The organism is Psychrobacillus sp. FSL H8-0484, assembly GCF_038005325.1.
GTDB lineage: Bacteria > Bacillota > Bacilli > Bacillales_A > Planococcaceae > Psychrobacillus.
Map to the genome: position 1 here is coordinate 4,050,421 of NZ_JBBOSZ010000001.1, position 22,698 is coordinate 4,073,118.

The 22,698-nt window shown below is 36.3% G+C and carries 20 protein-coding genes and 2 riboswitches; of the genes, 6 read left to right on the plus strand and 14 right to left on the minus strand.

Features of this window, described 5'->3' with window-relative positions; all coding sequences use genetic code 11:
• Positions 1–3: 3 nt before the first annotated feature.
• The 5 genes from pstA to MHH81_RS20060 form a co-directional block, all read right to left on the minus strand.
• A complete protein-coding gene (gene pstA, locus MHH81_RS20040) occupies positions 4–903 on the minus strand; it encodes a phosphate ABC transporter permease PstA (protein ID WP_340924847.1) in 900 nt (299 codons plus the stop codon).
• 2 nt (positions 904–905) lie between these two features.
• Positions 906–1,835 carry a phosphate ABC transporter permease subunit PstC gene (pstC, locus tag MHH81_RS20045; RefSeq protein WP_340924849.1) on the minus strand — a complete coding sequence of 310 codons (930 nt, stop codon included), beginning with the start codon at positions 1,833–1,835 and terminating at the stop codon, positions 906–908.
• Between the two features lie 75 nt (positions 1,836–1,910).
• Positions 1,911–2,762 carry a phosphate ABC transporter substrate-binding protein gene (locus tag MHH81_RS20050; protein WP_340924853.1) on the minus strand — a complete coding sequence of 284 codons (852 nt, stop codon included), beginning with the start codon at positions 2,760–2,762 and terminating at the stop codon, positions 1,911–1,913.
• Positions 2,763–2,781: 19 nt separating this feature from the next.
• Positions 2,782–4,563, minus strand: a complete 1,782-nt coding sequence (locus MHH81_RS20055; RefSeq protein WP_340924856.1) for a stalk domain-containing protein — start codon at positions 4,561–4,563, stop codon at positions 2,782–2,784.
• A gap of 861 nt (positions 4,564–5,424) precedes the next feature.
• Positions 5,425–5,601, minus strand: coding sequence for a hypothetical protein (locus tag MHH81_RS20060; RefSeq protein WP_340924860.1), 177 nt, complete (start codon positions 5,599–5,601; stop codon positions 5,425–5,427).
• A gap of 92 nt (positions 5,602–5,693) precedes the next feature.
• Between MHH81_RS20060 and MHH81_RS20065 the strand changes: the two genes are divergently transcribed.
• Both MHH81_RS20065 and MHH81_RS20070 read left to right on the plus strand, forming a co-directional pair.
• On the plus strand, positions 5,694–7,619 hold the full coding sequence (locus MHH81_RS20065) for a translation factor GTPase family protein (RefSeq protein WP_340924863.1): 1,926 nt from the start codon (positions 5,694–5,696) through the stop codon (positions 7,617–7,619).
• A 24-nt stretch (positions 7,620–7,643) separates the two neighbouring features.
• A complete protein-coding gene (locus MHH81_RS20070; RefSeq protein ID WP_340924866.1) occupies positions 7,644–8,150 on the plus strand; it encodes an SRPBCC family protein in 507 nt (168 codons plus the stop codon).
• 133 nt (positions 8,151–8,283) lie between these two features.
• On the opposite strand, the gene MHH81_RS20075 is transcribed toward MHH81_RS20070, so the two are convergent.
• Both MHH81_RS20075 and MHH81_RS20080 read right to left on the minus strand, forming a co-directional pair.
• On the minus strand, positions 8,284–8,889 hold the full coding sequence (locus MHH81_RS20075) for a class I SAM-dependent methyltransferase (RefSeq protein ID WP_340924870.1): 606 nt from the start codon (positions 8,887–8,889) through the stop codon (positions 8,284–8,286).
• Between the two features lie 12 nt (positions 8,890–8,901).
• Positions 8,902–9,924, minus strand: coding sequence for a YeiH family protein (locus MHH81_RS20080; protein ID WP_340924873.1), 1,023 nt, complete (start codon positions 9,922–9,924; stop codon positions 8,902–8,904).
• A 110-nt stretch (positions 9,925–10,034) separates the two neighbouring features.
• On the opposite strand from MHH81_RS20080, the gene MHH81_RS20085 reads away from it, so the two are divergent.
• Positions 10,035–10,925, plus strand: a complete 891-nt coding sequence (locus MHH81_RS20085) for a LysR family transcriptional regulator (RefSeq protein WP_340924876.1) — start codon at positions 10,035–10,037, stop codon at positions 10,923–10,925.
• A 46-nt stretch (positions 10,926–10,971) separates the two neighbouring features.
• On the opposite strand, the gene MHH81_RS20090 is transcribed toward MHH81_RS20085, so the two are convergent.
• Complete coding sequence (locus MHH81_RS20090; RefSeq protein WP_340924879.1) at positions 10,972–12,009, minus strand: CapA family protein; 1,038 nt, start codon at positions 12,007–12,009, stop codon at positions 10,972–10,974.
• Between the two features lie 238 nt (positions 12,010–12,247).
• Here MHH81_RS20090 and MHH81_RS20095 point away from each other — a divergent pair, with 238 nt between their 5' ends.
• The 3 genes from MHH81_RS20095 to MHH81_RS20105 are packed head-to-tail and all read left to right on the plus strand — an operon-like array spanning position 12,248 to position 14,749.
• Positions 12,248–12,988, plus strand: coding sequence for an ABC transporter ATP-binding protein (locus tag MHH81_RS20095; RefSeq protein ID WP_340924883.1), 741 nt, complete (start codon positions 12,248–12,250; stop codon positions 12,986–12,988).
• Positions 12,966–14,072, plus strand: coding sequence for an ABC transporter permease (locus tag MHH81_RS20100; protein WP_340924887.1), 1,107 nt, complete (start codon positions 12,966–12,968; stop codon positions 14,070–14,072). Before MHH81_RS20095 ends, MHH81_RS20100 begins: the two co-directional genes overlap by 23 nt.
• A 32-nt stretch (positions 14,073–14,104) precedes the next feature.
• Positions 14,105–14,749 (plus strand): TetR/AcrR family transcriptional regulator, encoded by a 645-nt coding sequence (locus MHH81_RS20105; RefSeq protein WP_340924889.1) that lies wholly within the window; start codon positions 14,105–14,107, stop codon positions 14,747–14,749.
• 168 nt (positions 14,750–14,917) lie between these two features.
• Here MHH81_RS20105 and MHH81_RS20110 read toward each other — a convergent pair whose 3' ends face one another.
• The 6 genes from MHH81_RS20110 to mtnK all read right to left on the minus strand — a co-directional run bounded on the left by MHH81_RS20110 (position 14,918) and on the right by mtnK (position 22,088).
• Positions 14,918–16,117 (minus strand): MFS transporter, encoded by a 1,200-nt coding sequence (locus tag MHH81_RS20110; RefSeq protein WP_340924891.1) that lies wholly within the window; start codon positions 16,115–16,117, stop codon positions 14,918–14,920.
• A gap of 90 nt (positions 16,118–16,207) precedes the next feature.
• Positions 16,208–17,227, minus strand: coding sequence for an ABC transporter permease (locus MHH81_RS20115; protein ID WP_340924894.1), 1,020 nt, complete (start codon positions 17,225–17,227; stop codon positions 16,208–16,210).
• A complete protein-coding gene (locus MHH81_RS20120; protein ID WP_340924897.1) occupies positions 17,202–18,707 on the minus strand; it encodes a sugar ABC transporter ATP-binding protein in 1,506 nt (501 codons plus the stop codon). Before MHH81_RS20120 ends, MHH81_RS20115 begins: the two co-directional genes overlap by 26 nt.
• A 62-nt stretch (positions 18,708–18,769) precedes the next feature.
• Positions 18,770–19,849 carry a sugar ABC transporter substrate-binding protein gene (locus MHH81_RS20125; RefSeq protein WP_340924900.1) on the minus strand — a complete coding sequence of 360 codons (1,080 nt, stop codon included), beginning with the start codon at positions 19,847–19,849 and terminating at the stop codon, positions 18,770–18,772.
• Positions 19,846–20,901, minus strand: coding sequence for an S-methyl-5-thioribose-1-phosphate isomerase (mtnA, locus tag MHH81_RS20130; protein WP_340924903.1), 1,056 nt, complete (start codon positions 20,899–20,901; stop codon positions 19,846–19,848). Before mtnA ends, MHH81_RS20125 begins: the two co-directional genes overlap by 4 nt.
• Positions 20,898–22,088, minus strand: a complete 1,191-nt coding sequence (mtnK, locus tag MHH81_RS20135; protein WP_340924906.1) for an S-methyl-5-thioribose kinase — start codon at positions 22,086–22,088, stop codon at positions 20,898–20,900. The genes mtnA and mtnK overlap by 4 nt, the downstream gene beginning before the upstream one ends.
• Positions 22,089–22,162: 74 nt before the next feature.
• Positions 22,163–22,318: riboswitch (SAM riboswitch) on the minus strand.
• A 173-nt stretch (positions 22,319–22,491) separates the two neighbouring features.
• Positions 22,492–22,597, plus strand: a riboswitch (SAM riboswitch).
• The last annotated feature ends 101 nt before the right edge of the window (positions 22,598–22,698 follow it).

Below are 22,698 nucleotides of genomic sequence, written 5' to 3' on the forward strand. Positions count from 1 at the left end.
GGCTTATCCTTTTTTAGATTTAGAATGAAAGCGAAAATCTCTTATCCATAATGGAAGTCTCATGGATAAACTCAATAAAAGGGTAATTAATACTAACAAAGCAGAAGTTTTTTCAGCAATTTCGGATGCATCTTCTACCAGTGCTTCCGATTGTACATACCACAAGTGTACTGGTAAAGTTCCTCCCTGAGACAAGAAATTCCAATCCCACATTTCACCGGAAGTTCCTGTACCTCCTACTAATAGTATTAAGGCAGACTCACCAAATGCTCTACATGCGGCAAGACTTACTCCACTGACAATTCCATTTAAAGCTGCAGATATCACTATTTTCGTAATCGTTAGTGATTTGGTTGCTCCTAGAGCATAGGAAGCTTCCCTTAAATCATTATGTACAGCCTGGATTGCTTCCTCGGTAACTCGAGTTATAACAGGTAAGTTTAAAAGAGAAAGTGTAATACCTGCACCAATTATGGTCAGACCAACATTAAATATATCAACAAATAACATGTAACCAAATAAACCAATAACAATAGAAGGAACTGATGCTAAGCTTTCCACACAAGTTCGAATAAAATCCGTCATTTTATTGTTTGGTGCATATTCTGCTAAATATACTCCTGATCCAATTCCAATTGGAATGGAGATTAATAGCGAAATGATTAATACATAAATAGAGTTAATTAAAAAAGGACCAACTCCTCCACCAACATCAATTTCACTAGGTAGATCTACTAAAAAACTAAAAGAAATTTTAGGTAATCCCTTAGATAAAATATATAGGAGTAATCCAAAAATGAGCACTAAGATAAGTGTCGTAATGATCCATAAACCTAATGTGAATACTTGATCACTGGTTTTTTTAAATTTTTTATATAATCTGTTAGACGAACTTCCATTCATGCTCATGCTCCTTTTACTCGAAGCTTTCTAATAATTATTATTAGTAAGTTTGAAATAATTAGTAATAAAAATGCCATCATATAAAGGGCGTAATTCCAAGTTGAGTCGAATTCTACATCAATAATTTGATTTACAATATTGCTTGTTAATACTGCAGTTGGAGTCAATAAATTGGATGGTAGTTGAGGAGTGTTACCTATGACCATAACAACTGCCATAGTTTCGCCTATTGAACGTGCCATTCCCAAAATAACAGCAGTGAAGAGTCCGGGTGATGCGGCAGGTAGAATCACTTTTATAATCGTTTGCATCCTCGTACTCCCAAGTGCATAACTTGCTTCTCTTAACTCCATAGGGACAGAAGAAATGGCATCATCACTAATTCTTGAAATTGTAGGTAACACCATAATGTTTAATACAATAGCTGCAGCAAGTAGCCCATCACCCATAGTAGCTCCCGTTATATTTCTTAGAAAAGGAATAAGTATTGTTAATCCTAAATATCCGTAAACAATAGATGGAATTCCTACTAACAAATCAAGTACTGGACGTAATATTCGCTTTAGCCAATCGGGAGCAATTTCAGCAGTAAATATTGCAACTCCTATGGAAATGGGTGCTGCAAATAGTAAAGTTAAACCCGTTAAAGCAAGTGTTCCTAATATAAAGGTAGCTGCACCGAATTTATCATCATACGGTTCCCAAATGGTTGAAAAAAAGAATTCTTGAAAAGATACATCCAAAAATACTAATAATCCAGTACGACCTACAAAAATAATAATTGATAATAGGGCTAGTCCTAAAATTACGACACTTAATAAACAAAAAAGCTGAAACAATCGATTATAAAAGTAAGTACTCTTCTTTATTCTTTTTTCCTTCTTGTTTGTTGACGTATGTAATCCCAGTAGCTCCTGCTCTATTTTTGTCATAATATCCTCCAGATACTAACATAATGCCAGCCTGTTAATCGGCTGGCATTTTGACTTATTAAAATTAATTAGAACTTACTTCATTTTAGCTATTGGGATAAACTTCAATTTAGTTAAAGAACCATTTTGAAATTTACTGCTTTGGATATACTTAATGAACTCCGCATCAGCACCTTTTGGCTCACCTTTTGTTACTAGATAACCATAACTCCAAACTTTGTACGTTCCATTAATAACGTTATTCGTTGTAGCAGCTACCCCATTGATATCAACTGCTTTAATATCACCTTTTACATAAGCAAGGTCTACGTAACCAATAGCATTTGGATTGGAATCAACGCCAGTAACCATTTCTCCACTTTTCCCTACTTCTTTATAGTTATCGCCTTTCGTCATAAAAGCTGCTCCATTTAATGCTTTCATCTGATAGTTTACGCGTGTACCAGAACCGTGTTTGCGGTTTACAACAACAATTGCTGCATCTTTTCCGCCAACTTCTTTCCAGTTTTTAATTTTTCCAGAATAAATATCTTGTAATTGCTTTGTTGTTAAATTTTTCACAGGATTTTCTTTATGAATAATTGTTGCAAAAGGAATAACTGCTATTTTGTGTGCTTTCAGTCCTGAAAATGCTTTAAATCCTGGAACGTCTGTCGTAGCATCCCAATCGACTGCGCCAATTGTTGCAGCCCCTTTTGTTACGGATTGTGGGCCAGCAATAGAGGATGAACCTGAAACTGATACAGACACTTTAGGATTAAGCTTTTTAAATTCCTTAGCAGCTTGTTGTGTCAATGGTAGTAACGCTGTTGATCCAGCTACAATAATTTTTCCCTTTGTTGCTGCAGAAGCAATACCACTGAATGCAAAACTGACAGCCACAATTAATGACAGTGTTAAAATCGCTACACGTTTAATAATATTCATTTATAATCTACCCCTTATCCTATTTTGTTAATAATTCCATTACACCATTTTTAAATAAAACCAATGTTTCACCATTTGTTCCAGGTGTTGTTGCCACGATGGATTTTCCATCATTTGAAACCGAGAAAGATGTTAATTCTAATTTTGTTTGAACAATGTTCTTTAATTTTTTCGTTGCATTGTTCCATTCATAAATAACCGAATTCCCATTACTTTCTCTTACCAAAATCATTACTTCTCCTTTAGAAGTTACAACGAGATTATTAATGTCTTTATTTGAAATAAGCGTTGAAACAGATTGATCTACACTTATCATTTTTACATCTGGAAGTTTGTCACTTTCAGGGTCTGCGCTTACATACACAATACTTCCATCTGCTAAAAAGCTAGGGAAAACTTTGTTTTCTTTTGTGATAGTAACTGGAATTGCCTTTGGTTCAGCATCTTCTAAGTTCACTACATATATTTGTTCTTCTGTGTCTGTTAAATCGATGCTATCTACTTCTGGATTTTCACCTTCAGTATTTTTTGTTATTCCTTCTTTAGCTACAATATAAAGAACTTTTTTACCGTCCATTGACAAACGTAGATCCGTTTTGTAAATTAGTTTGTCTTCAAAGACCTTCTTAATAGAACCATCTACCACATTAATATAGGAAACTTTCTCGCTCTTATCGCCTTGTAAGAAATAAACTTTTTGACCATCTGGTGACCAAACAAATTCCAATTTAACAGAATCATCAGACAAGTTAATTCCATTTATTTTTTTAGTAACTAAATCCACTAAGTATACATAACCGTTTTCGTCTGAATAAATAGCTTGTTTTCCATTAGGAGATACCGCTAATTCGGTTGCATTTACTGTAAATAATCCTTTTTTAGAAGAAGTATTGACAACCATAGAACGACTTTCTGTTTCCGTTTCATTTGTTACAAGAATAGAACTATTGTCAACCCATTGTGGTTTAAATGTATCTCCACTTACTAGTCCTGTTGTTGAAACAAAGTAGCTGTTTTGAGTTGGAAGAATGTCTCCATTGAATGCATGAACTAAATCGGAAACATCCGCATACACCACATTTTTAACTAAAATAGGATTTTCTTTTAAATTGATCACTTTATTATTTACTGTCATAGCTTTGTTTGATAATTTCAATTTAATCGTTTTATCTTTATTCGTAACTAATACTTCGTTATTTTTATTAACTGTTGTAGTAGCAGAAAATAATTTTGCAATATCTTGTACCGAGTATAATTGTTTTCCATTGATACTTAGACCTTTTACCTTTTTATCATTTCCATCAACAGTTAATGATTTTTCCGCTAGATTAATAGTTCCTGCAACTGTAATTAAAAGACTTTTATCTATTAGTAGATCACCACCAAATGTTTTAACAAAGGAATCCGCTTCTACAAATAATGTTTTCCCTACCATTTTAGTTGGTGTACTTAGCTTGGTTTTTTTACCATTAATAACTACATCTGCAGCATTTGCTTTATAGTCTATTTTTTTGACTTGCTTACCGCTTTTCTTGGAAACTTCATATGCCTTCGTTTTGCTATTGTATTTCACAGTAGCAACCATAATTTGAGATAATTGATCAATGGAATATAGCTTTTTCTTGTTTACTTGTGTAAAAGAGATTACTTTTTCCTGGCCATTTACAATAATTGTTTCTTTTTGAGCACTTTGCTGCTGTTGTATAGTTGCTGCACTTACATTAGTTACTGCCACAGGAGTAAAGACGCTTCCTGATAATACAGCAGTAGCCATAACTAAACTTGAAATTTTACGTTTCATTTCTATTCCTCCATTTAGTAGTGTACTTTTATTCATCAAACCTTCCTCGCCCAGGAATTCTCCTCTCTTGCATAAAATAAACATCTCCAATACGTAGTTTAATTTTTAATTGTTAAAATAGTATGATAGTTTTGTAAATTATTTGTTATCTTTATATTTAGTTTTTTGGAATTTAAAGTCATTTATTATTAAATCACGGCTACTTATTATCCAATTCTCTCCATTATTATTTCACAAGAAATGCGCAAGGAGCTAAGTGTAGCAAGAAGTGACTGCGTCACTTCCTGCTACACTATTTTCGATTATCCTGTTGTGGATAGTTAAAGGAGCACAGTCTAAGTACGCGACATCGTGTCGCAACGACTGCCTAACCCGCATCGTGCGGGCCTCCGAAGATGCAATTTCGGGCACTTTATCGTTTTCTAGCATGCGTTCCTTACTTATTTTGGCAAAGTTAATGCCGGCAATAGGCTAATGCTATTTAGAAAAAGGACACTTCCTTCCAATCGAAAAGGCGGAAATGCGATAGAGAAGGGCTGAGCAGCCAAAATTGCATCTTTGGCTGCTTACTGTATAAATAGGAAAGTGGCTATTCTTTCATTTTCAAAAGCTTTGGCACTTCTATTACTATCGCTTTTGGAGAGCGACGGACGAATGACTACCACACGATTACCCTCCGCATCAAGAAATCTCGATAATGGTGTAGAACTCGTTCAGTTCCAAGCACTCCAAAAGCGCCTATACATAGAGTTCCTAGTGTGTTATTAAACCTCAATTATCTGTTAATTTAACCTGCAATAATAACTATAGAACCATCTCTAATACGTAAAAAAACTGCGATCATATTGATCGCAGTTTTTTTTATAAATCTTGGTAATCTCTTTGGTACTTTCCACCGTCTTTTACTTCTGAGTGGTATAAAGCTTTTAAGGCAAAACTTTTTTCCAAATCATGTTCCTTCATTACTTCTTTCAATCGTTTAGTAAGTTCAGGACTGTACTTTACTAATTCTTGCATCTTTGTTTTGGAATATTGCATGGTTTATTTCCTTCCTTGATTCTAAAGTTGTCCTTTTAGTATAGCATGCCGATGGCTTTTCATTTGCTATAATGGAGCCAAGAGGTGACAATATGCACAAAACGATTGGAATTCTTGCACATGTGGATGCCGGGAAAACAACTTTTTCCGAGCAACTGCTTTATCATACAAAAACAATTAGACAAAGAGGTCGTGTGGATCATAAAGACTCTTTCCTCGATAGTCATTCAATAGAAAAAACTAGAGGCATTACGATTTTTGCAGATCAAGGAATATTCCCTTATAACAATTCCACCTATTATATAATCGATACACCTGGACATGTCGATTTCTCTCCAGAGATGGAACGCGCGATTCAAGTAATGGATTACGCTATTATTCTTATTAGTGCCGTTGATGGCGTAGAAGGTCATACGGAAACCGTTTGGCAGCTACTTAGAAAACACCGAGTCCCAACTTTTTTCTTTATTAACAAAACCGATTATGAAGAAACCAATGCAGCAAGTGTTTTAGAAGAAATTCGTACAAATTTATCCGAAGATGTATATGATTTGACGAATTCGTTTAACGATGAATTCATCGAATTTATTGCTGAGCGCGATGAAGACCTTTTAGAAAAATATATGGACACTGGCTATGATCAAGATTTATGGATACAGACATTCAAATGCATGATTCAGGAAAATAAAATCTTTGCTTGTTCTAGCGGTTCTGCACTGAAAGACATAGGGATCATTGAGTTTTTGGATAAACTCGATATGTTAACAGAGACTTCCTATAGTAAATCAGGTGATTTTGCTGCTCAAGTATATAAAATTCGCCATGATGAAAGCGGAAATCGAGTTACCTTCCTAAAAGTTTTGAGTGGAACTTTGAAAGTTCGAGATGAAGTGAAGTACGAAGAACAATCAGAAAAAATAACACAAATTCGAATATATAGTGGAAATAAATATAAAACAGTGGACCAAGCAGTTGCTGGTGAACTAGTAGCTGTAACCGGACTCACAATACCTTCTATCGGTGACCGCCTTGGTGCTATCACTGACAAGACAACATTTGATATGATTCCAACACTAAAATCTAAAGTCATTTTTGACACCTCTGTCCATGTCAAAGAAGTATTGCGTTGCTTTAAGCTATTAGACGCAGAAGATCCTTCTCTAAGCGTTTATTGGGATGAGCATTTCCAAGAAATACTTGTACATGTGATGGGTGTGATTCAGCTCGAAGTGCTCGAACAAATCGTGCAACAGCGCTTCCACTTCAATGTATCTTTTGGTGAACCTAGAATTCTTTATAAAGAAACAATAGACAGTGCAATTCGAGGATATGGTCACTTTGAGCCCTTAAAACATTATGCAGAAGTGCATCTATTAATTGAACCAAATGAGAGAGATAGCGGTATTTCATTTGAAAATGTATGTCATGCAAATGATTTATCGATTGGCAATCAAAACTTAGTCCGTCATCATTTATTGGAACGAGATCATCATGGATTACTAACGGGTTCTGCATTAACAGATGTGAAAATTACTTTACTTACTGGACGTGGCCATAACGAACATACATCTGGTGGCGACTTTAGGGAAGCAACGTACCGTGCTTTACGGCAAGGTATAGAAAAAGCAGAGAATGTGCTACTCGAACCATTTTACGACTATAAGATAAAAGTAGATATGGATCTCATCGGGCGAGTCTTATCTGATATTCAACAAGCGCACGGAACCTTTGAATCTCCAGAAACTGTTGGGGACAAAGTAATTGTAAAAGGAAGGGTACCCGTCGCAACATTCATGAATTATAGTACGACTTTTGCTTTTTTCACACATGGCAAAGGAACGCTAAGTTTACTATTTGGTGGATACGATCGTTGCCATAACACAGAAGATGTCATAGAAAAAATTGGTTATAATAAAGAAGCAGACCCTGAATACACATCCACTTCTATATTCTGTGCAAAAGGAAAAGGTTATAAAGTTCCTTGGGACGAAGCAGAAGATGCGATGCATTGCTTGTAATGAAATTTTAAGGAGGAATTGCTAATGATTGCAACGATTCAAAAAGAAAGTGAAATCTATACCGCTCGTTATGAACGTCATTTCCATCATTCAGTTGAAGAAGTCTGGTCGATGTTGACCGATAATGAGAAGTTGCAACAATGGTTTACAGAACTTCAAGTGGTCGATTTACGCAATGGTGGCTTAATCAAATTTGATATGCAAGACGGGACTTTCATTGATATGAAAATTCTAGATTATGAAGCTTTCAAGGTCTTGGCTTTTGAATGGGGAGAAGATATCGCCAGGTTTGAATTATCGTCTGTTAACAACGGTTGTCAATTAACCTTCATCGAAACTATCTCATCTTTCTCCGAGCAAACAGTAAAAGATTTAGCTGGCTGGCATGTATGTCTAGATGTCATTGAAGCCATTTTAGATGGTCGCACAATAGCGTCTAGAAAAGATCAGTGGAAAGCCTGGTATGTGAAATACGAGGAGCTTCTGGAAGGGTTAAGAAAAGCCGGGCAAAAAGACGCCCGGTCCTTTTAAGAAGGGTAACCATAGAAATACCGTAGATTTCCGCTACGGCGGACGCTTTTCGCAGGCATGACTTCAGTCACTGAGTTCCTGCGGGGCGTGAAAGCCCCCTACAACAGTTTTCTATATTGTAGGGGGCTTTCAACTATTCATATCTAAATATTAAAAATCGCTCATTGCTATTTTGGTCATATAACTCAGGCACTCTTACTTCTCTCAGTATTTCGAATGCAGTATTCACTTCGAGAAACTGGATGTACTCTGGAGTAGGATAATACAAGATTACATCGACTGAACGTGGATGATTTTCAACCGACAGAAGAATATTACTGATGACCTTTTGAAAAATTTGAATGGAAAATGGATTGAAAAAATAAAACCGATTTTCTTTCGATTCAACCTCATACTCCTCTGCAAGAATTTGTTCAAACCTAATCGATGCTCTAGAGTGTTTTACCTTCTCCATATATCTACCTTGGTTTTCCAGTGCTTCTTGATACAACTGCCCACTCATTTCAACTCCAGTTACAGAAACGTGAAGATGGTGATGGATGTAAAATGGGAATCGACCTTTACCACATCCGAAATCTACAAATCTGTCTGAATTTGTACACATATACTCATCAAAAAGTGCCTCGAGTGCCATATAAGGGGTTGCTTCGTAACGATTGTAATGTGCAGATTGATGCTGCCACTCACGAATTCCTGCTGTTTTAATACGTAGTAATCGATCATGATCTTGTTCTCTCATGGAGACCCCCTTCTAAACATTTAAATGAAATGCGAAAACAAGTGCGTACCCTAGAATAGATAATAAAATAGAGCCTATCAGACCAGCAGCAAAAGGCTTTACACCCAACTTTTTAAATGTTCTTATGTCAATATTCAGCCCAAGCCCTGCCATTGCCATTCCAATAAGTAGATATGCAACTGAAACAATAAAACTAGCAAGTTCTTCAGGAATAATCCCTAGCGTGTGAATACCACTCATTACTAAAAATCCAATGATAAACCAAGGAATACTGGACATAGAAAACTTACTTTTCGAGTCACCTTTTTCTCCTTTTTGCACAATAAAACCTATAACTAAAGCAATTGGTACTAAAAGTGCTACTCGTGTGAGCTTCACAATTACAGCAAGATCCACAGCATTGCTTCCTCCTGGGTCCGCTGCAGCTATTACGTGTGCTATTTCATGTAATGTCCCACCAGCAAATACACCGTATCCGCTAGAAGTTAAATTCATGATAGGATAAAGAAAAGTATATACTAACGTAAATAACGTACCAAGTATAGCAATTGTTGCGACCCCTATGGCAGTTTCTTCGTCATTCGCTTTCACTTGCGGTGCTATCGCTACAACTGCTGCCGCTCCGCAAATCGCTGTCCCACAAGCCGTTAGAATACCTAACTTCTTATCTACTCCAAACAAACGAGAAAATCCATATACAACAAATAAAGCAAAAAGAATATTAATAAGAGCAATTAAAAATACACTTAATCCAGCATGATAAATATCCGCTAAATTTAACCGCATACCCAATAAAATAATTCCTAATCGTAACAACTTTTTACTTGAAAAAGAAACACCGCTTTGAAACTGCGTTGGTACACCAATTGTTGCGCTCCAAACCACACCTAGTATAATAGCAATCACTAATTGTCCCATGATAGATAAAAACGGAACTCCGGATAATAATTTTGCTAATATAGCAATAACCAGTGTAATACCTATACCGTAAAAAAATGACTGATTCATTTTAAATGTATTAGCTTTCTGTTTCATCTTCCATAATCCCCCCTATGTGAAGTTCACTTTACGGAACTTTCTATTATTAGTAAAATACATATATATAATCGATATTATTAATATTTTTAATGATTGGATGTGAGAAAGTGTACTATGATGCCCTTAAAACATTTGTAACGCTAGTAGAAACAAAAAATTTTACAAGAGCAGCTGAGTTCCTTCACATCTCACAACCAAGTGTAAGTGTGCATATAAAAAACTTAGAAGCCGAATTTCAAACGGAACTGTTTATACGTTCACCAAAGGTATTAAAGATCACCCCTACTGGTGAAATTTTATATGAGCGAGCTAAACAAATACTTTCCATGTATGAACAAACGCAAAAAGATATTCTCGAACATCACCATGACATTATTGGAAAGCTCGTCATTGGTGCAAGCTTTACTATAGGTGAATACGTTCTTCCGCCATTACTCGTGGAACTTCATGCGAAGTATCCAAATCTTGAACTAGAAGTATTTATAGGAAATACGGAAGAAATTGTGCAATCGGTTCGACTACTTAATGTCGATATTGGATTGATAGAGGGTCAAACAAATGATAGAGAATTGCTAGTAGAGCCTTTCATGGAGGATGAATTATTCATCGTTGGGTCAATACAGCATGAGTTAGCTTCAAAAGAGTCAGTAAATATGGCAGATCTTCAAAACCAAACATGGTTCATGAGGGAAGAAGGCTCTGGGACACGAGAATATTTAAAACATATGATTCGTTCCAATGGTTTGAAGGTGAAATCTATACTTACTATTAGTAGTAACCAAGCGATTAAAGAAACGATTATTCATAGCGGGCAAGGGTTGTCACTTTTGTCCATTCACACAATAGACAGAGATGTTCGGCAACATAATCTTTCTATACTTCCCCTTAATCATCCAGCCTTCAAGCGATTGTTTTCCTGTGTATGCTCACCTGTGATGGAAAACAAACGACATGTAATGGCATTTAGAGATATGTTACGACAAAAAACAAAACTCTAGCATTCATAACCATGCCAGAGTTTTGCTTCTACAACCTTTTTTAGAATCATTCATATTGGCAGTTACAATTACCAAATACATGTTGCTGCACCCATTTATCCGTTTTGCCGATCTGATTTTCCACGTTTACAAGCAAATTCACCGTATAAGGTTCTCCCTTCACAACAGCTGTTGATATGAAAGTAGGATTCTCGATACTTAACACTTGCTTGCCGTTGATGATTTTTTTCAAAATCTCTAACTTTGCAATTCCACCGACGTTCGTGTTCTCCATTTTTTGTGCTGAAAAGAAATTCCCTAACGAATAAAACACATGCGTTCGGTGACCACTATCTGTCGTTATCACCTCATAAGGCTGAATAACATGAGGATGATGACCAAAGATAATGTCTGCGCCTGCATCCGCAATTGCACTTGCTAGTTGCTTCTGGTTGTCGGTTGGTTCAAGCTCATACTCATTTCCCCAATGCATATTTACTACAACAAAATCCACTTTTGGCTTCAAGGAACGAATATCCTTTGCAATTTTTTCTTCATCGATTCGGTTCACCAAATAACCCTTTTCACTTGGCGTTTCATGACCATTCGTACCGTAAGTATAACTGAGAAATCCAAAGTCAATATGATCCACTTGAATGATACGATCTGTTTGTAAATCCTCGAACGATTCATAAGCGCCAATATAAGGCATATCGTATGTTTTCATATGGTTTATGGCTGCCAAAACACCCGCTTCCTTTTGGTCAAGTGTGTGGTTATTTGCCATCGATATTATATCTACACCAACTGTTTGTAAATCATCAATAATATGTGAAGGGCTTGAAAAGTTAGGATATCCGGATAATCCAAACTCAACACCAGCTGGAATAGATTCTTGATTGGCCAATAAAATATCTAATGACTCCAGTTCATCCCTTACCGGTTCAAAAGAAGGAAGAAAACTTGCATAATTGTATAATGGAAGATGCAACAAAATATCTCCAATCATACCAATCTCGATTTTACTTTCTTCATAATCCAAATAAAATGTCGAAAATTGTTTCCCGTGGAACTCTTTCTTAAAAGGTTCTGTAGTAATTTGCAAATTAAAATATAATAAGACCGAAATCAATAATACTAAGAATGAAATTAGAGTTTTTATTCAAAATCCCCCCTTGCAATCATTTACTTTAATCATAGTGATTATACAATCCTAATTGCATACATAAATTATATTATTCTTTTATAAGAAGCATACACCATTGAACTTTGTTTCGTAATGCATATAATAAAAACAAGATGAGTGATTACTCACTCTCAAACTAATGAGGAGGTTTCTAAATATGAACTCAACCATTGTATTGCATCAAGTAAGTAAAAGTTTCGGAAATAAAAATGTGTTAAATGACATTAGTATTTCAGTAGGTTCTGGTCAAATATTCGGCTTAATCGGTCCATCTGGTTCTGGTAAAACAACATTGGTGAAAATTATCGTAGGAATGGATCTACCTTCCAGCGGTCAAGTTCACGTACTAAATACTCCAGTTCCGAATTTGAATCTGTTACAAAAAATTGGGTATATGGCGCAGGCAGATGCTTTATACAATGACTTATCTGGACTAGAAAATCTTACTTTTTTTGCTTCCCTCTATAAATTAAACAAAGATGTGCAAAAAAAGCGAATTGCATATGCTGCTAATTTAGTTAATTTGACTCCTCATTTAACAAAAAAAGTTCAGAATTATTCAGGTGGAATGAAGAGAAGGTTATCTCTAGCGGTTGCATTAATTCACGATCCACAAATATTAATATTAGATGAACCAACTGTAGGGATCGATCCGGAGCTTAGAAAGTCTATTTGGGCAGAGATTACTCGTCTTAAAAAGGAAGGTAAAACTATTTTAATTACAACCCATGTGATGGACGAAGCAGAAAAATGTGATCAACTTGCCATGGTTAGAGAGGGAGAAATAATATCAAGTGGTTCTCCGTTCGAATTGAAAGACCATTACCAAATTCATAGTTTAGAAGAGGTATTTTTAAAAGCTGGAGGTGACAAAGATGAGAACAATCGCATTAGTTAAACGAATTTGTATCCAAATGGTAAGAGATAAACGAACACTTGCTTTAATGATGATTGCACCATTAGTCATTTTAACTCTATTGCATTACTTACTTTCTGCTGATACCTCCTCTCCTAGACTAGGGGTAAATGGGATTGAAGAGGAGTTAGTGGAACAATTAAATGACAAAGAAATTGAAGTTATCCAGTATGATCAACTAAAAAATACAAATCAAGTCATGAAGCATGATCACTTAGATGGATTTCTTCAAATAGAGGGAGAAGAAATCCATCTAACACTTACAAATGATCAACCTTCTACATCCAAGGTTTTACAAACAAAAGTGTTACAGGCCATCTCCTTTGAAAGTGCAAAGGAACAAGCAAATAACTTGTCCAAATTTCTACAAGATATTCAAAGTGACCTTCCAAACATCCCAGTAAATTTGGGCAACACGAAAACACCAGATATGCATACTTCGTATATTTATGGAAGTAGCGAAACAACGTTTTTTGATCAGTTAAGTCCTATTTTAGTCGGTTTCTTTGTCTTCTTCTTTGTCTTTCTCATCTCTGGAATTGGATTATTACGAGAACGTACTACGGGCACGTTAGATCGATTAATGGCAACACCTATTCTAAGGAGAGATATTGTTTTTGGTTATTTAATCGGTTACGGACTATTTGCTATTATTCAAACACTTATCGTTGTTTTTTATGCAGTGAAGGTTTTAGATATTATGCTTGTCGGTTCTCTATGGAATGTTGTCTTGATTAATTTATCACTAGCGCTTGTTGCATTATTACTTGGTATTTTATTATCCGCCTTTGCAAATTCAGAATTCCAGATGATGCAGTTTATACCGATCGCAATCATTCCTCAAGTCTTTTTTGCTGGTATTCTTCCAATAGAAGGAATGCCGGAATGGATGCAAATGATTGCTAAATGTGTGCCCATGTACTATGGTGGAAATGCGTTAGTAGACGTTATGTATAAAGGATTAGGGCTAGATAGTATTAAGAGTGACCTATTTGTATTGTTAGGATTCGCACTCGTTTTTATCGTGTTAAATATAGTTGCTTTAAAGAAGTATCGAAAAATCTAAAGATAAGAAGTATCGAGTGAAAGGAGTCAGCAATGTCCGAAGAAGAAATATTGTTACAACAACTATTTGACGAAGAAAAATTAACTGATAAGCAAAAAAAGATTATCCTTGCTGCTATAGAATCATTTTCAGAAAAAGGGTATGCTGCTACTTCTACAAGTGAAATCGCTAAAAAAGCTGGAGTCGCTGAAGGCACCATTTTCCGACACTATAAAACGAAAAAAGAATTGCTCGTCTCCATTGTTGCTCCACTCATGACAACACTAATTGGTCCATTCATTGTAAAAGATTTTCACAAAGTACTAGATCAACCTTATGAAAATGCCGAAGACTTTTTAAGAGCAACGATTGAAAACCGAAGAGAGGTTATTAAAAAGCTTCTTCCCGTTATCAAAATAATGATTCAGGAAATCCCTTTTCATCCTGAATTGAAAGAGCAATTCCTAGAACAGATTGCGAAAAAAACATTCGATCGAATTTTGATTGTCATTAAAGATTATCAAAATAAAGGTCAATTAATTGAAATGCCTTCTGCAAGTATGGCTAGACTTGCCGCCACCAGTATTCTTGGTTACCTAATTTCTCGTTACATCTTATTCCCTGATAGTCAATGGGATGATGAATTGGAGACAGAGCGTACCGTCCAATTTATCCTACATGGGATAGGGAAAAGATAATAAAAACACATGATAAAAATTGGTGCACACCCTTATCTTGTGAGCACACCATTGCATCATGAGTAAAAAAGAACATTCTATATCAAAATTGGAAGATTTAAATGAATTGATGAAGAAATATAAGGATACGTTACCAAGATAAAGATAAAAAGGTATGAGTATACGCACTCATACCTTTTTTGATCGTAGATATACAAAAAGAAATCCACCTGCACTTAAAAGTCGTAATACAGAGCTAATGTCCATCGCTATTTCCATACTTAAGTGATCCAATAACCAAATACCTATTTGTGGAGCGATGAATGCAACAAAAGCAAGCAATACATTATAGGTCGTAATACAATACGTTCGTGATTGTTCCGGTGATTGCTCCAATAATAAATTAAATAATATCAACACAGTACCCGACAAGAAAAATCCAGATATCGTTTGGATAAATGTTAAATAATATAAGTTTGTAGATAACACAGTTAAAAAAGGAGTTGTAGCCATTCCAACTGCCGCCCATATAAAAACAAGCATATTGGACTTTTTATCCGCCCACTTCTTCCATAAAGGAAACGTTAAAAACTGCATAAGCAGACTACCAACCGAAAACATACTAATCCAAAAGATTGTTGCCCCTGCTACCCGTACATTATATATATTGAATAACCCCCATGCCATTTGCCACGCAAAATTAAAAAATAACGCAGCTGCTAAAAACCAAACATAGTTGGCATGTTTAAAAATGCTCCAGTCCATGGATTTCTTTTTCACTAGTTTATTCTCTACTGGCACGACATCTTCTTCATGCTTCAATAAGAATAAAACCTCTAACAATCCAAAACCAAAAGCTATTGCAAAAAGAATTTGATACGCAGTAACATTTTCAGAGGCATCTTTCATTAAGATACCAATAAGTAATGTCGATACAAGCCCAACCATCGTTAGTAGACGATTTCGATCACTGAAGAATTGCCCTCTTCTAGATTCACTGACCATTCCACTAATTAAAGTTTGCCATCCAATAGTGGCTACCGTGTTCGGAACACTAATGAATGCAATAGTACCTAAAAATGCCCAAGCTTGTAACGTAGGTGACGGTAAATAAACAACGATTACAATCAACAAAAACATGAGTCGAGCAAGTAAAACAGACATTGCAACTAGTTTCTTTTGAGCTTCCGCTCGGTTTAGTAAAATAGCTGCTGGAATTGTCATTAGCAAAGCAATCAAAGGGGGTAATGAACTAATTAACCCAACTTGATAATTGGTTGCGCCTAATATTGTAATCGCGAAGATTGGAAAAAAATTATTCGAAAAGTTAAGTGCAATAGTAGATGCCATGCCGTGGTAAATACTAACCTTTTCATTATACGGTCTCATTCTGTCAGCCCATTCAATAAATAATAGTGGATATGCTAGAATTATATACTTGCACGCACAGAAAACAAGTACTTCGAGACACAAAATTTATTATATTTGGGTGAATCGTTTTTTGGCATAAACATACGTAACAGCAAGAGCTGAAACTAGTACCATTCCTTTAATAATATCAAAAGCATAATAGGGCAAGTTTAAAATGGTTAATCCATTTAGTAAGATACCAATAACAGCGGCTCCAAAAAATGTGCCAATTGCATTTGGTTTTCCGGCTCCCAAGACGGAATATCCTACAAAGACAGCAGCTACAGCTTCCATTAAAAGCGGTGCACCAGCGTCAATTTGACCAGAACCAACACGTGCAGTAAACAATATACCTGCCATAGAAGCAAAAATACCAGAAATCACGTATGCCGCACATTTTACTTTTCGGATATTCACTCCTGACAAGGTTGCTGCTTCCGCATTTCCACCTGTCATATATAGCACACGTCCCCAACGAGTATGATGGAGTACAACATAAGCGAGCAACACCATTACAAGCATAATCCATACCGGAACTGGTAATCCCAGCATTCTTCCTTGACCAATCCACAGGAATGCATCTGACAATTGACCTGGGGCAGTTCCACCGGCAGTAAGAGGCATATTATTATAAATCGAATAGCCTTCTGTGTACGTGCGATGAAAACCTGCAACAATGTACATCATACTTAACGTGGCGAGTAGATCAGGAATTCCTATTACGACGATCAGAAAACTGTTGAGTAATCCGACTAACACACCAATTAATATTGGTAAAATTAACACAAGCCAAAGTGGCATTTCATACCATACCATTAGAGAAGCCGTTATGACCGTAGATAGAGACATGGTTGAACCTACAGATAAATCAAAACCCCCTACTACTAGTGTAAAGGTCACACCTAATGCTAAGAGAGTAACGATAGAAATGGAACGTAATATATCTGTAAAATTTCCATATGTAAAAAATGCATTACTGATGGAGCTAAAATATAAAATAATCATAAATAATAAAACGATGGCCCCGTATTTAAAAATAAATTGAATACTTTGCTCTTGTAAATTATTCTTCTTTTCCCCCGCTTGCATACAGCAAAATCCTTTCTTGGGTCGCATCTGCACGTGAAAACTCCTTCACGAATTGACCATTATACATAACTAAAATACGATCCGAAATACCGATTACTTCTTGTATCTCGCTAGAAAAGTATAGGCAACCTTTCCCGTCCTCCGCTAGGTCACGAATTAGCTTAAAAATGTCCTTTTTTGCACCGATATCAACACCTTTGGTCGGTTCATCAAATAAATAGACTTTGGAATTACGTGACATCCATTTTCCAATAACTACTTTTTGTTGATTTCCCCCACTTAAATGGACAAGCGGTGTTTCTGTGTGATCCGTTTTAATTTTTAGTCGATTAATGATATCCTTTGCAAAACTTTTTTCGACTCTTTTATTCATAAATAATAGGCCTGAAAATTTTTTTAAGTTCGGAAAAGAAGAATTCGTTTGTAAAGACTCATGCACAAAAAGGCCTTCTTTTCTGCGTTCCTCTGGAATAAGTGCCATGCCGGCACGTATTGCATCCTCGGGATGTTTTATGTTTAAGTTTTTACCTGAAAGCATTACACTTCCCTTTTTTATTGCCCCTGAGCCAAACAAGACTTTGGCCAACTCCGTTTTACCTGCACCTACGAGTCCAACAATGCCGACAATTTCTCCTTCTGAAACAGTAAAGGAAAGATCCTTTAATTTTTGACCATCTGATAATCCTTTTACATCGAGTATTGTTTCTCCTAATGTATAATTTCTCGTTACCCGCTCTTGATCAAAAGAAGCACCAAGCATTGCTTCTATAATAATTTCTGGATCTGCATCTATTGTATGAAAAGTTTCAACTAGCTTACCATCACGCATTACGGTAATTCGGTCACTTATTTCAAACACTTCTGGAAGTCGATGTGAAATAAATATACAACTAACACCTTGCGTTTTCAGTTTGTTAATTACCGAAAAAAGCTTATCTGATTCATGAAGTGACAAAGGGGCAGTTGGTTCGTCGAAAATGATTATTTTTGCTGAGCTAACAAGGGCTCTTGCAATTAATACTAATTGTTTTTCAGCTAAAGTAAGTTTAAATGCTGGTTGTTGTACTGCAATGTTTTCCACCTGCAGTTGCTTCAGAGCATGGCTCGCCTCTTTGAATAACTTCGAGGTTGAGATGAACAAACGGTTGGTAGTAGCAATTGTATCTAGCATAATATTTTCAGCAACGGATAATTCAGGAACAATTGCTGTATCCACTTCTTGGTAAACACAATAAATCCCTTGGTCTTTTGCTGCTTTTGGTGATCGGAGTCGAACATTTTCACCGTCTATTAGAATTTCACCTTCGTCTTGTTCGTACACGCCTGATAAAATTTTTATAAGCGTACTTTTACCAGCACCATTTACACCGAGCAATGCATGCACTTCGCCTTTTGCTAGATGAAACTCTGCGTTTTCAAGTGCTGTCACATTTCCAAATGATTTACGTATTGAATTCATTGAAAGAAAAGGATTTGCCATAAATACACTCCTTTCTAAAAAAGAAGCTGTCCACTTTTAAGGACAGCTGCAATTAGTTGAGGTTATTGATTTTCTAACTCTTTTAATGCATCTGTGTAACCTTGTTCGCTTGCTCCCCAGCCTTCGATAAACTCATGTAAGTCATTTGTTGTCACCGTTTCTGCTGGTAGTTTTTCTGCGTCAACAAAAACTGGTTCTAGGACAACTCTTTCCTCTGGAGTCTCTCCATTTATTTTTTGGAATAAATAGCGAACTTGAATACGCCCTATATCCATTGGATCTACAGCAGCTGAAGCAGCCCATGGACTATTTTCTTTTTGAATCATTTGTAAATCTTCATCGCTCATATCAATACTATAAACTTTTATATCCGTTCTACCTGCTTGTTCAATAGCACGTACTGCACCTTTTGCAAATTCATCCCAAGCCGCCCAAACAGCTGTAATTTCTCCCTCATTTGGATATTGTTTTAAAATTGCTTCCATTTGCGCTTGAGTGTCTAGTGCTGTATTTTGTGTAGCTGCACCGAAAGTTGCAATTTCCTTAATCCCTTGATTTTCTTTTAAAAATTGCTCATACGCAACTTGTCTTCTTTCCATTGGAGCAAAACCTGCTACCCATATTTTTACTATGTTAGCCTCTCCATTTGCATCGTTTGCTAATTTTTCTAAAGTCATTTCAGCCATCTTTTGATCACCTTGCTCTAATACTGTTATTCCTTCCACTTCCACGCCTGCATCAAAAGCTACTACTGGTATTCCTTTATCAACAGCATTTTGTACTCCTTGGTTAAGCGCTTCTTTTGTTCCATGATCGATTAATATTCCATCCATACCTTGGTTTACTGCTGCATCAAGGTTGGAAGCCATTTTAGCTAGATCCCCTTCAGAAGTAAACACCGTGACAGTTCCACCAAATTTCTCCACTTGCTCTTTTACACCTTCAATGTACTGAGCCGAGAAAGTACCGAGGTTTTGCTGCATAACTAATGCAATTTTCTTACCTGCTAATGGATTATCGGAAACCGCCGATTTAATGGAAGCGGGTGCTTCTTCCTTTGTTTCTCCTTTTGGTTGACATCCTGTTAAAAAGACACCAATTATTAATAGTACTGATAAGATCCAATGTATTTTTGTTTTCATGATCTTTCTCCTTTTTCTGTTCCCAATAAAGCGGGAATATTTTTAGTGTATTCCGGATAGATAATTCCTTTTTCTGTAATTATTGCTGTAATGTATTTGCCAGGTGTGACATCAAATGCAGGATTAAATACTTTTGTATTTAATGGGGCTACTTGCTTTCCTGCAACATGTGTTATTTCATCTGATGGACGTTCTTCAATCGGTATTTCTTTTCCATTTTCAATAGTTAAATCAAAAGTGGAAGACGGTGCAGCCACATAAAACGGAATTTGATATGCAGCCGCTAATAAAGCCAAGTTAAGTGTTCCAATTTTATTAGCAGTATCACCGTTTGCAACTATTCGGTCTGCTCCAACTATAATTGCTTCAATTCCTTTTGCACCGATTGTATGTGCGGCCATACTGTCTGTTATCAGCGTAACGTCAACACCTGATTGCTGAAGTTCCCAAACAGTCAGTCGTGAACCTTGAAATACTGGCCTAGTTTCACAAGCAAATACTTCAAACCGTTTTCCTCGTTCGCTTCCAAGATGGAAAGGGGCTAACGCAGTTCCATATTTTGCTGTTGCAATAGATCCTGCATTGCATATAGTCAAAACTTTCGTCTGATTTTCAAGTAAGGAGAGGGCAAATTCACCAATATTTCGGCATGATGCTTCGTCTTCCTTATGAATGACGATAGCTTCCTCTAACAACAGTTCCTTCGCTTCTTGTATAGTTGCTGCATCTTTAGCTACTCTTTGCAAACGATCTAACGCCCAAACTAAATTGACGGCTGTTGGTCTTGATTCCCCTAAATACAAGGCATCCTTTTCCAAATGCTGATAGAACTCTTCCAATGTATTTGTTTCGTAATGCTGAGCAGCTCTAGCTAAGCCATATGCAGCTGTAATACCAATAGCAGGAGCCCCTCGTACTTTTAAAGTAACAATTGCATCGTACACATCTTCTATTGTTTCTAGTGTTAAATAGTCAACTTCAAGAGGTAATTTCTGCTGATTTATAATTCTAAGTTTCTTATTGGTCCACTCTATCGATAACGGAATACTCATTTGTGTAACTCCTCAAGTAATGCAATTACTGCATGAATAGATTTAATTTCATTGCGTTTTAATATGAGTGCTTCCCCTATTTGTAAAGCCTGTTTTTTGAAAAGGATTCGTTTTTCGTCATCTGCAATCCCATCTAAATCCTTCACATGTGCTAACCCGATTGTACGTCGAATTAATTCACAACCAGCAAAGCCTAGTGTATCGGTGAAAATTTTATCCACTACGTACTCTTCAAATCCCTCAGTATCTTTATAGGATTCAATACCTTTTGATTTCCATAGTGTAGAAAAGTTGGATGAAAACACTTTCCACGTTTGTTCGATATGATCGAGAATCACAATTCGCTCTTCCGCTTCTCTTGTAATGGATTGCACCATAATATTTGCTAAAAATAACCCAACATCGAATCCCATAGGTCCATAAAAAGCAAACTCTGGGTCTATCACCTTCGTTTCAGTTTCGCTAGCAAAAATACTTCCTGTATGTAAATCTCCATGAAGTAATGCTTCCGCTTCCGTCAAGAAACTTTTCTTCAATTTCGCGACTTCCAATTTTAAGGGCCCATTATTCCAAATAGCTTCCACTTCTTCTCTCAACGAAGGTTCATAGTCATTTGTATCGTGATCAAAAAATGGATCCGTGAAAATAAGATCTTCTGTAATTTTACATAGCTCTGGATTTGAAAACTCGGACACTAGTCGTTTTTTTTCAAACGGGTGTAATGCAAAATCAGATGTATGGAAAAGCGTTTGAGCAAGATACTCCCCAATATCCTTTGATAGCTTCGGATAAGATTCATAATGAATTAATCCTTCCCGTGCAATTTTTAAATGGGATAAATCCTCCATAACCGTAATTGCAAGTTCCTCGTCGCTCGCGTATACAGTCGGAACCAATCCAGTCGCAAATTCACCGTGTTTTTTTAATGCATTTGCTTCAATTACGGCACGTTTTAACGTTAGTGGCCAGCTTTCTCCAATCACTTTTGCATATGGCAATGCCTGTTTGATAATGAGACTTTTCTCTCCATTACATTCCTTTATGTGAAACACATAATTTAGGTTACCATCCCCAATTTCGCGACAATCTAACTCCGAGTCCTTTGGAAAGAAATTCAGTTCTTTCGCATATAAAATTGCACGATCTTCTGTTAATGATTCATATTGATTTTTTGTAGTTATCATCATTCTTCTCTACCTTTCATTTACAAAATAAAAAGCCTCTTTCAAAAGAAAGAGGCGTAGAATAAGAGACTTCTCGCCTCTTATCTTTCAGAAAGTTACCTTTCTGATGGAATTAGCACCGTGCCTTACGAGAATATTCATCTCAGCGCGAAAAGCGCCCCGTTTCACAACGGTATTATGGTCGGTTGCTGGGCTTCATCGGGCCATTACCCTCTGCCTGCTCTTGATAAGAGTGCTATTACTTACAAATTTATGCTATTTGAAATGAATCCTAGCATATTAGAAAAAGAGTTGTCAATAATTTAATTCAATAAAAAAAACATTCTAAAAATTCTATTGACAATGTTTCTGTTGCATGAAATAATCATAATTAATTTGACAAAACTAATCTCAATTGAATAAATTTTTCTTATTTAGAGCAGGTGGAGGGACAAGCCCTATGATACCCGGCAACCGGTCTAGTTACTAGACACGGTGCTAATTCTTGCAGTCCATTGACTGGGAAATAAGAAGTCGTTAAACCTTTAACCTCTTCTTATTTGAAGAGGTTTTTTATTTCTAGAAAAGCGAAAGGCTCCGGCTTAGCCCGCAACTGCGACGAGCTTTGCAGAAG

Coding starts and splice junctions, on each gene's coding strand:
- pstA (WP_340924847.1), bottom strand. CDS start 903: ATGAATGGAAGTTCGTCTAACAGATTATATAAAAAATTTAAAAAAACC.
- pstC (WP_340924849.1), bottom strand. CDS start 1,835: ATGACAAAAATAGAGCAGGAGCTACTGGGATTACATACGTCAACAAAC.
- MHH81_RS20050 (WP_340924853.1), bottom strand. CDS start 2,762: ATGAATATTATTAAACGTGTAGCGATTTTAACACTGTCATTAATTGTG.
- MHH81_RS20055 (WP_340924856.1), bottom strand. CDS start 4,563: ATGAAACGTAAAATTTCAAGTTTAGTTATGGCTACTGCTGTATTATCA.
- MHH81_RS20060 (WP_340924860.1), bottom strand. CDS start 5,601: ATGCAATATTCCAAAACAAAGATGCAAGAATTAGTAAAGTACAGTCCT.
- MHH81_RS20065 (WP_340924863.1), top strand. CDS start 5,694: ATGCACAAAACGATTGGAATTCTTGCACATGTGGATGCCGGGAAAACA.
- MHH81_RS20070 (WP_340924866.1), top strand. CDS start 7,644: ATGATTGCAACGATTCAAAAAGAAAGTGAAATCTATACCGCTCGTTAT.
- MHH81_RS20075 (WP_340924870.1), bottom strand. CDS start 8,889: ATGAGAGAACAAGATCATGATCGATTACTACGTATTAAAACAGCAGGA.
- MHH81_RS20080 (WP_340924873.1), bottom strand. CDS start 9,924: ATGAAACAGAAAGCTAATACATTTAAAATGAATCAGTCATTTTTTTAC.
- MHH81_RS20095 (WP_340924883.1), top strand. CDS start 12,248: ATGAACTCAACCATTGTATTGCATCAAGTAAGTAAAAGTTTCGGAAAT.
- MHH81_RS20100 (WP_340924887.1), top strand. CDS start 12,966: ATGAGAACAATCGCATTAGTTAAACGAATTTGTATCCAAATGGTAAGA.
- MHH81_RS20105 (WP_340924889.1), top strand. CDS start 14,105: ATGTCCGAAGAAGAAATATTGTTACAACAACTATTTGACGAAGAAAAA.
- MHH81_RS20110 (WP_340924891.1), bottom strand. CDS start 16,117: ATGAGACCGTATAATGAAAAGGTTAGTATTTACCACGGCATGGCATCT.
- MHH81_RS20115 (WP_340924894.1), bottom strand. CDS start 17,227: ATGCAAGCGGGGGAAAAGAAGAATAATTTACAAGAGCAAAGTATTCAA.
- MHH81_RS20120 (WP_340924897.1), bottom strand. CDS start 18,707: ATGGCAAATCCTTTTCTTTCAATGAATTCAATACGTAAATCATTTGGA.
- MHH81_RS20125 (WP_340924900.1), bottom strand. CDS start 19,849: ATGAAAACAAAAATACATTGGATCTTATCAGTACTATTAATAATTGGT.
- mtnA (WP_340924903.1), bottom strand. CDS start 20,901: ATGAGTATTCCGTTATCGATAGAGTGGACCAATAAGAAACTTAGAATT.
- mtnK (WP_340924906.1), bottom strand. CDS start 22,088: ATGATGATAACTACAAAAAATCAATATGAATCATTAACAGAAGATCGT.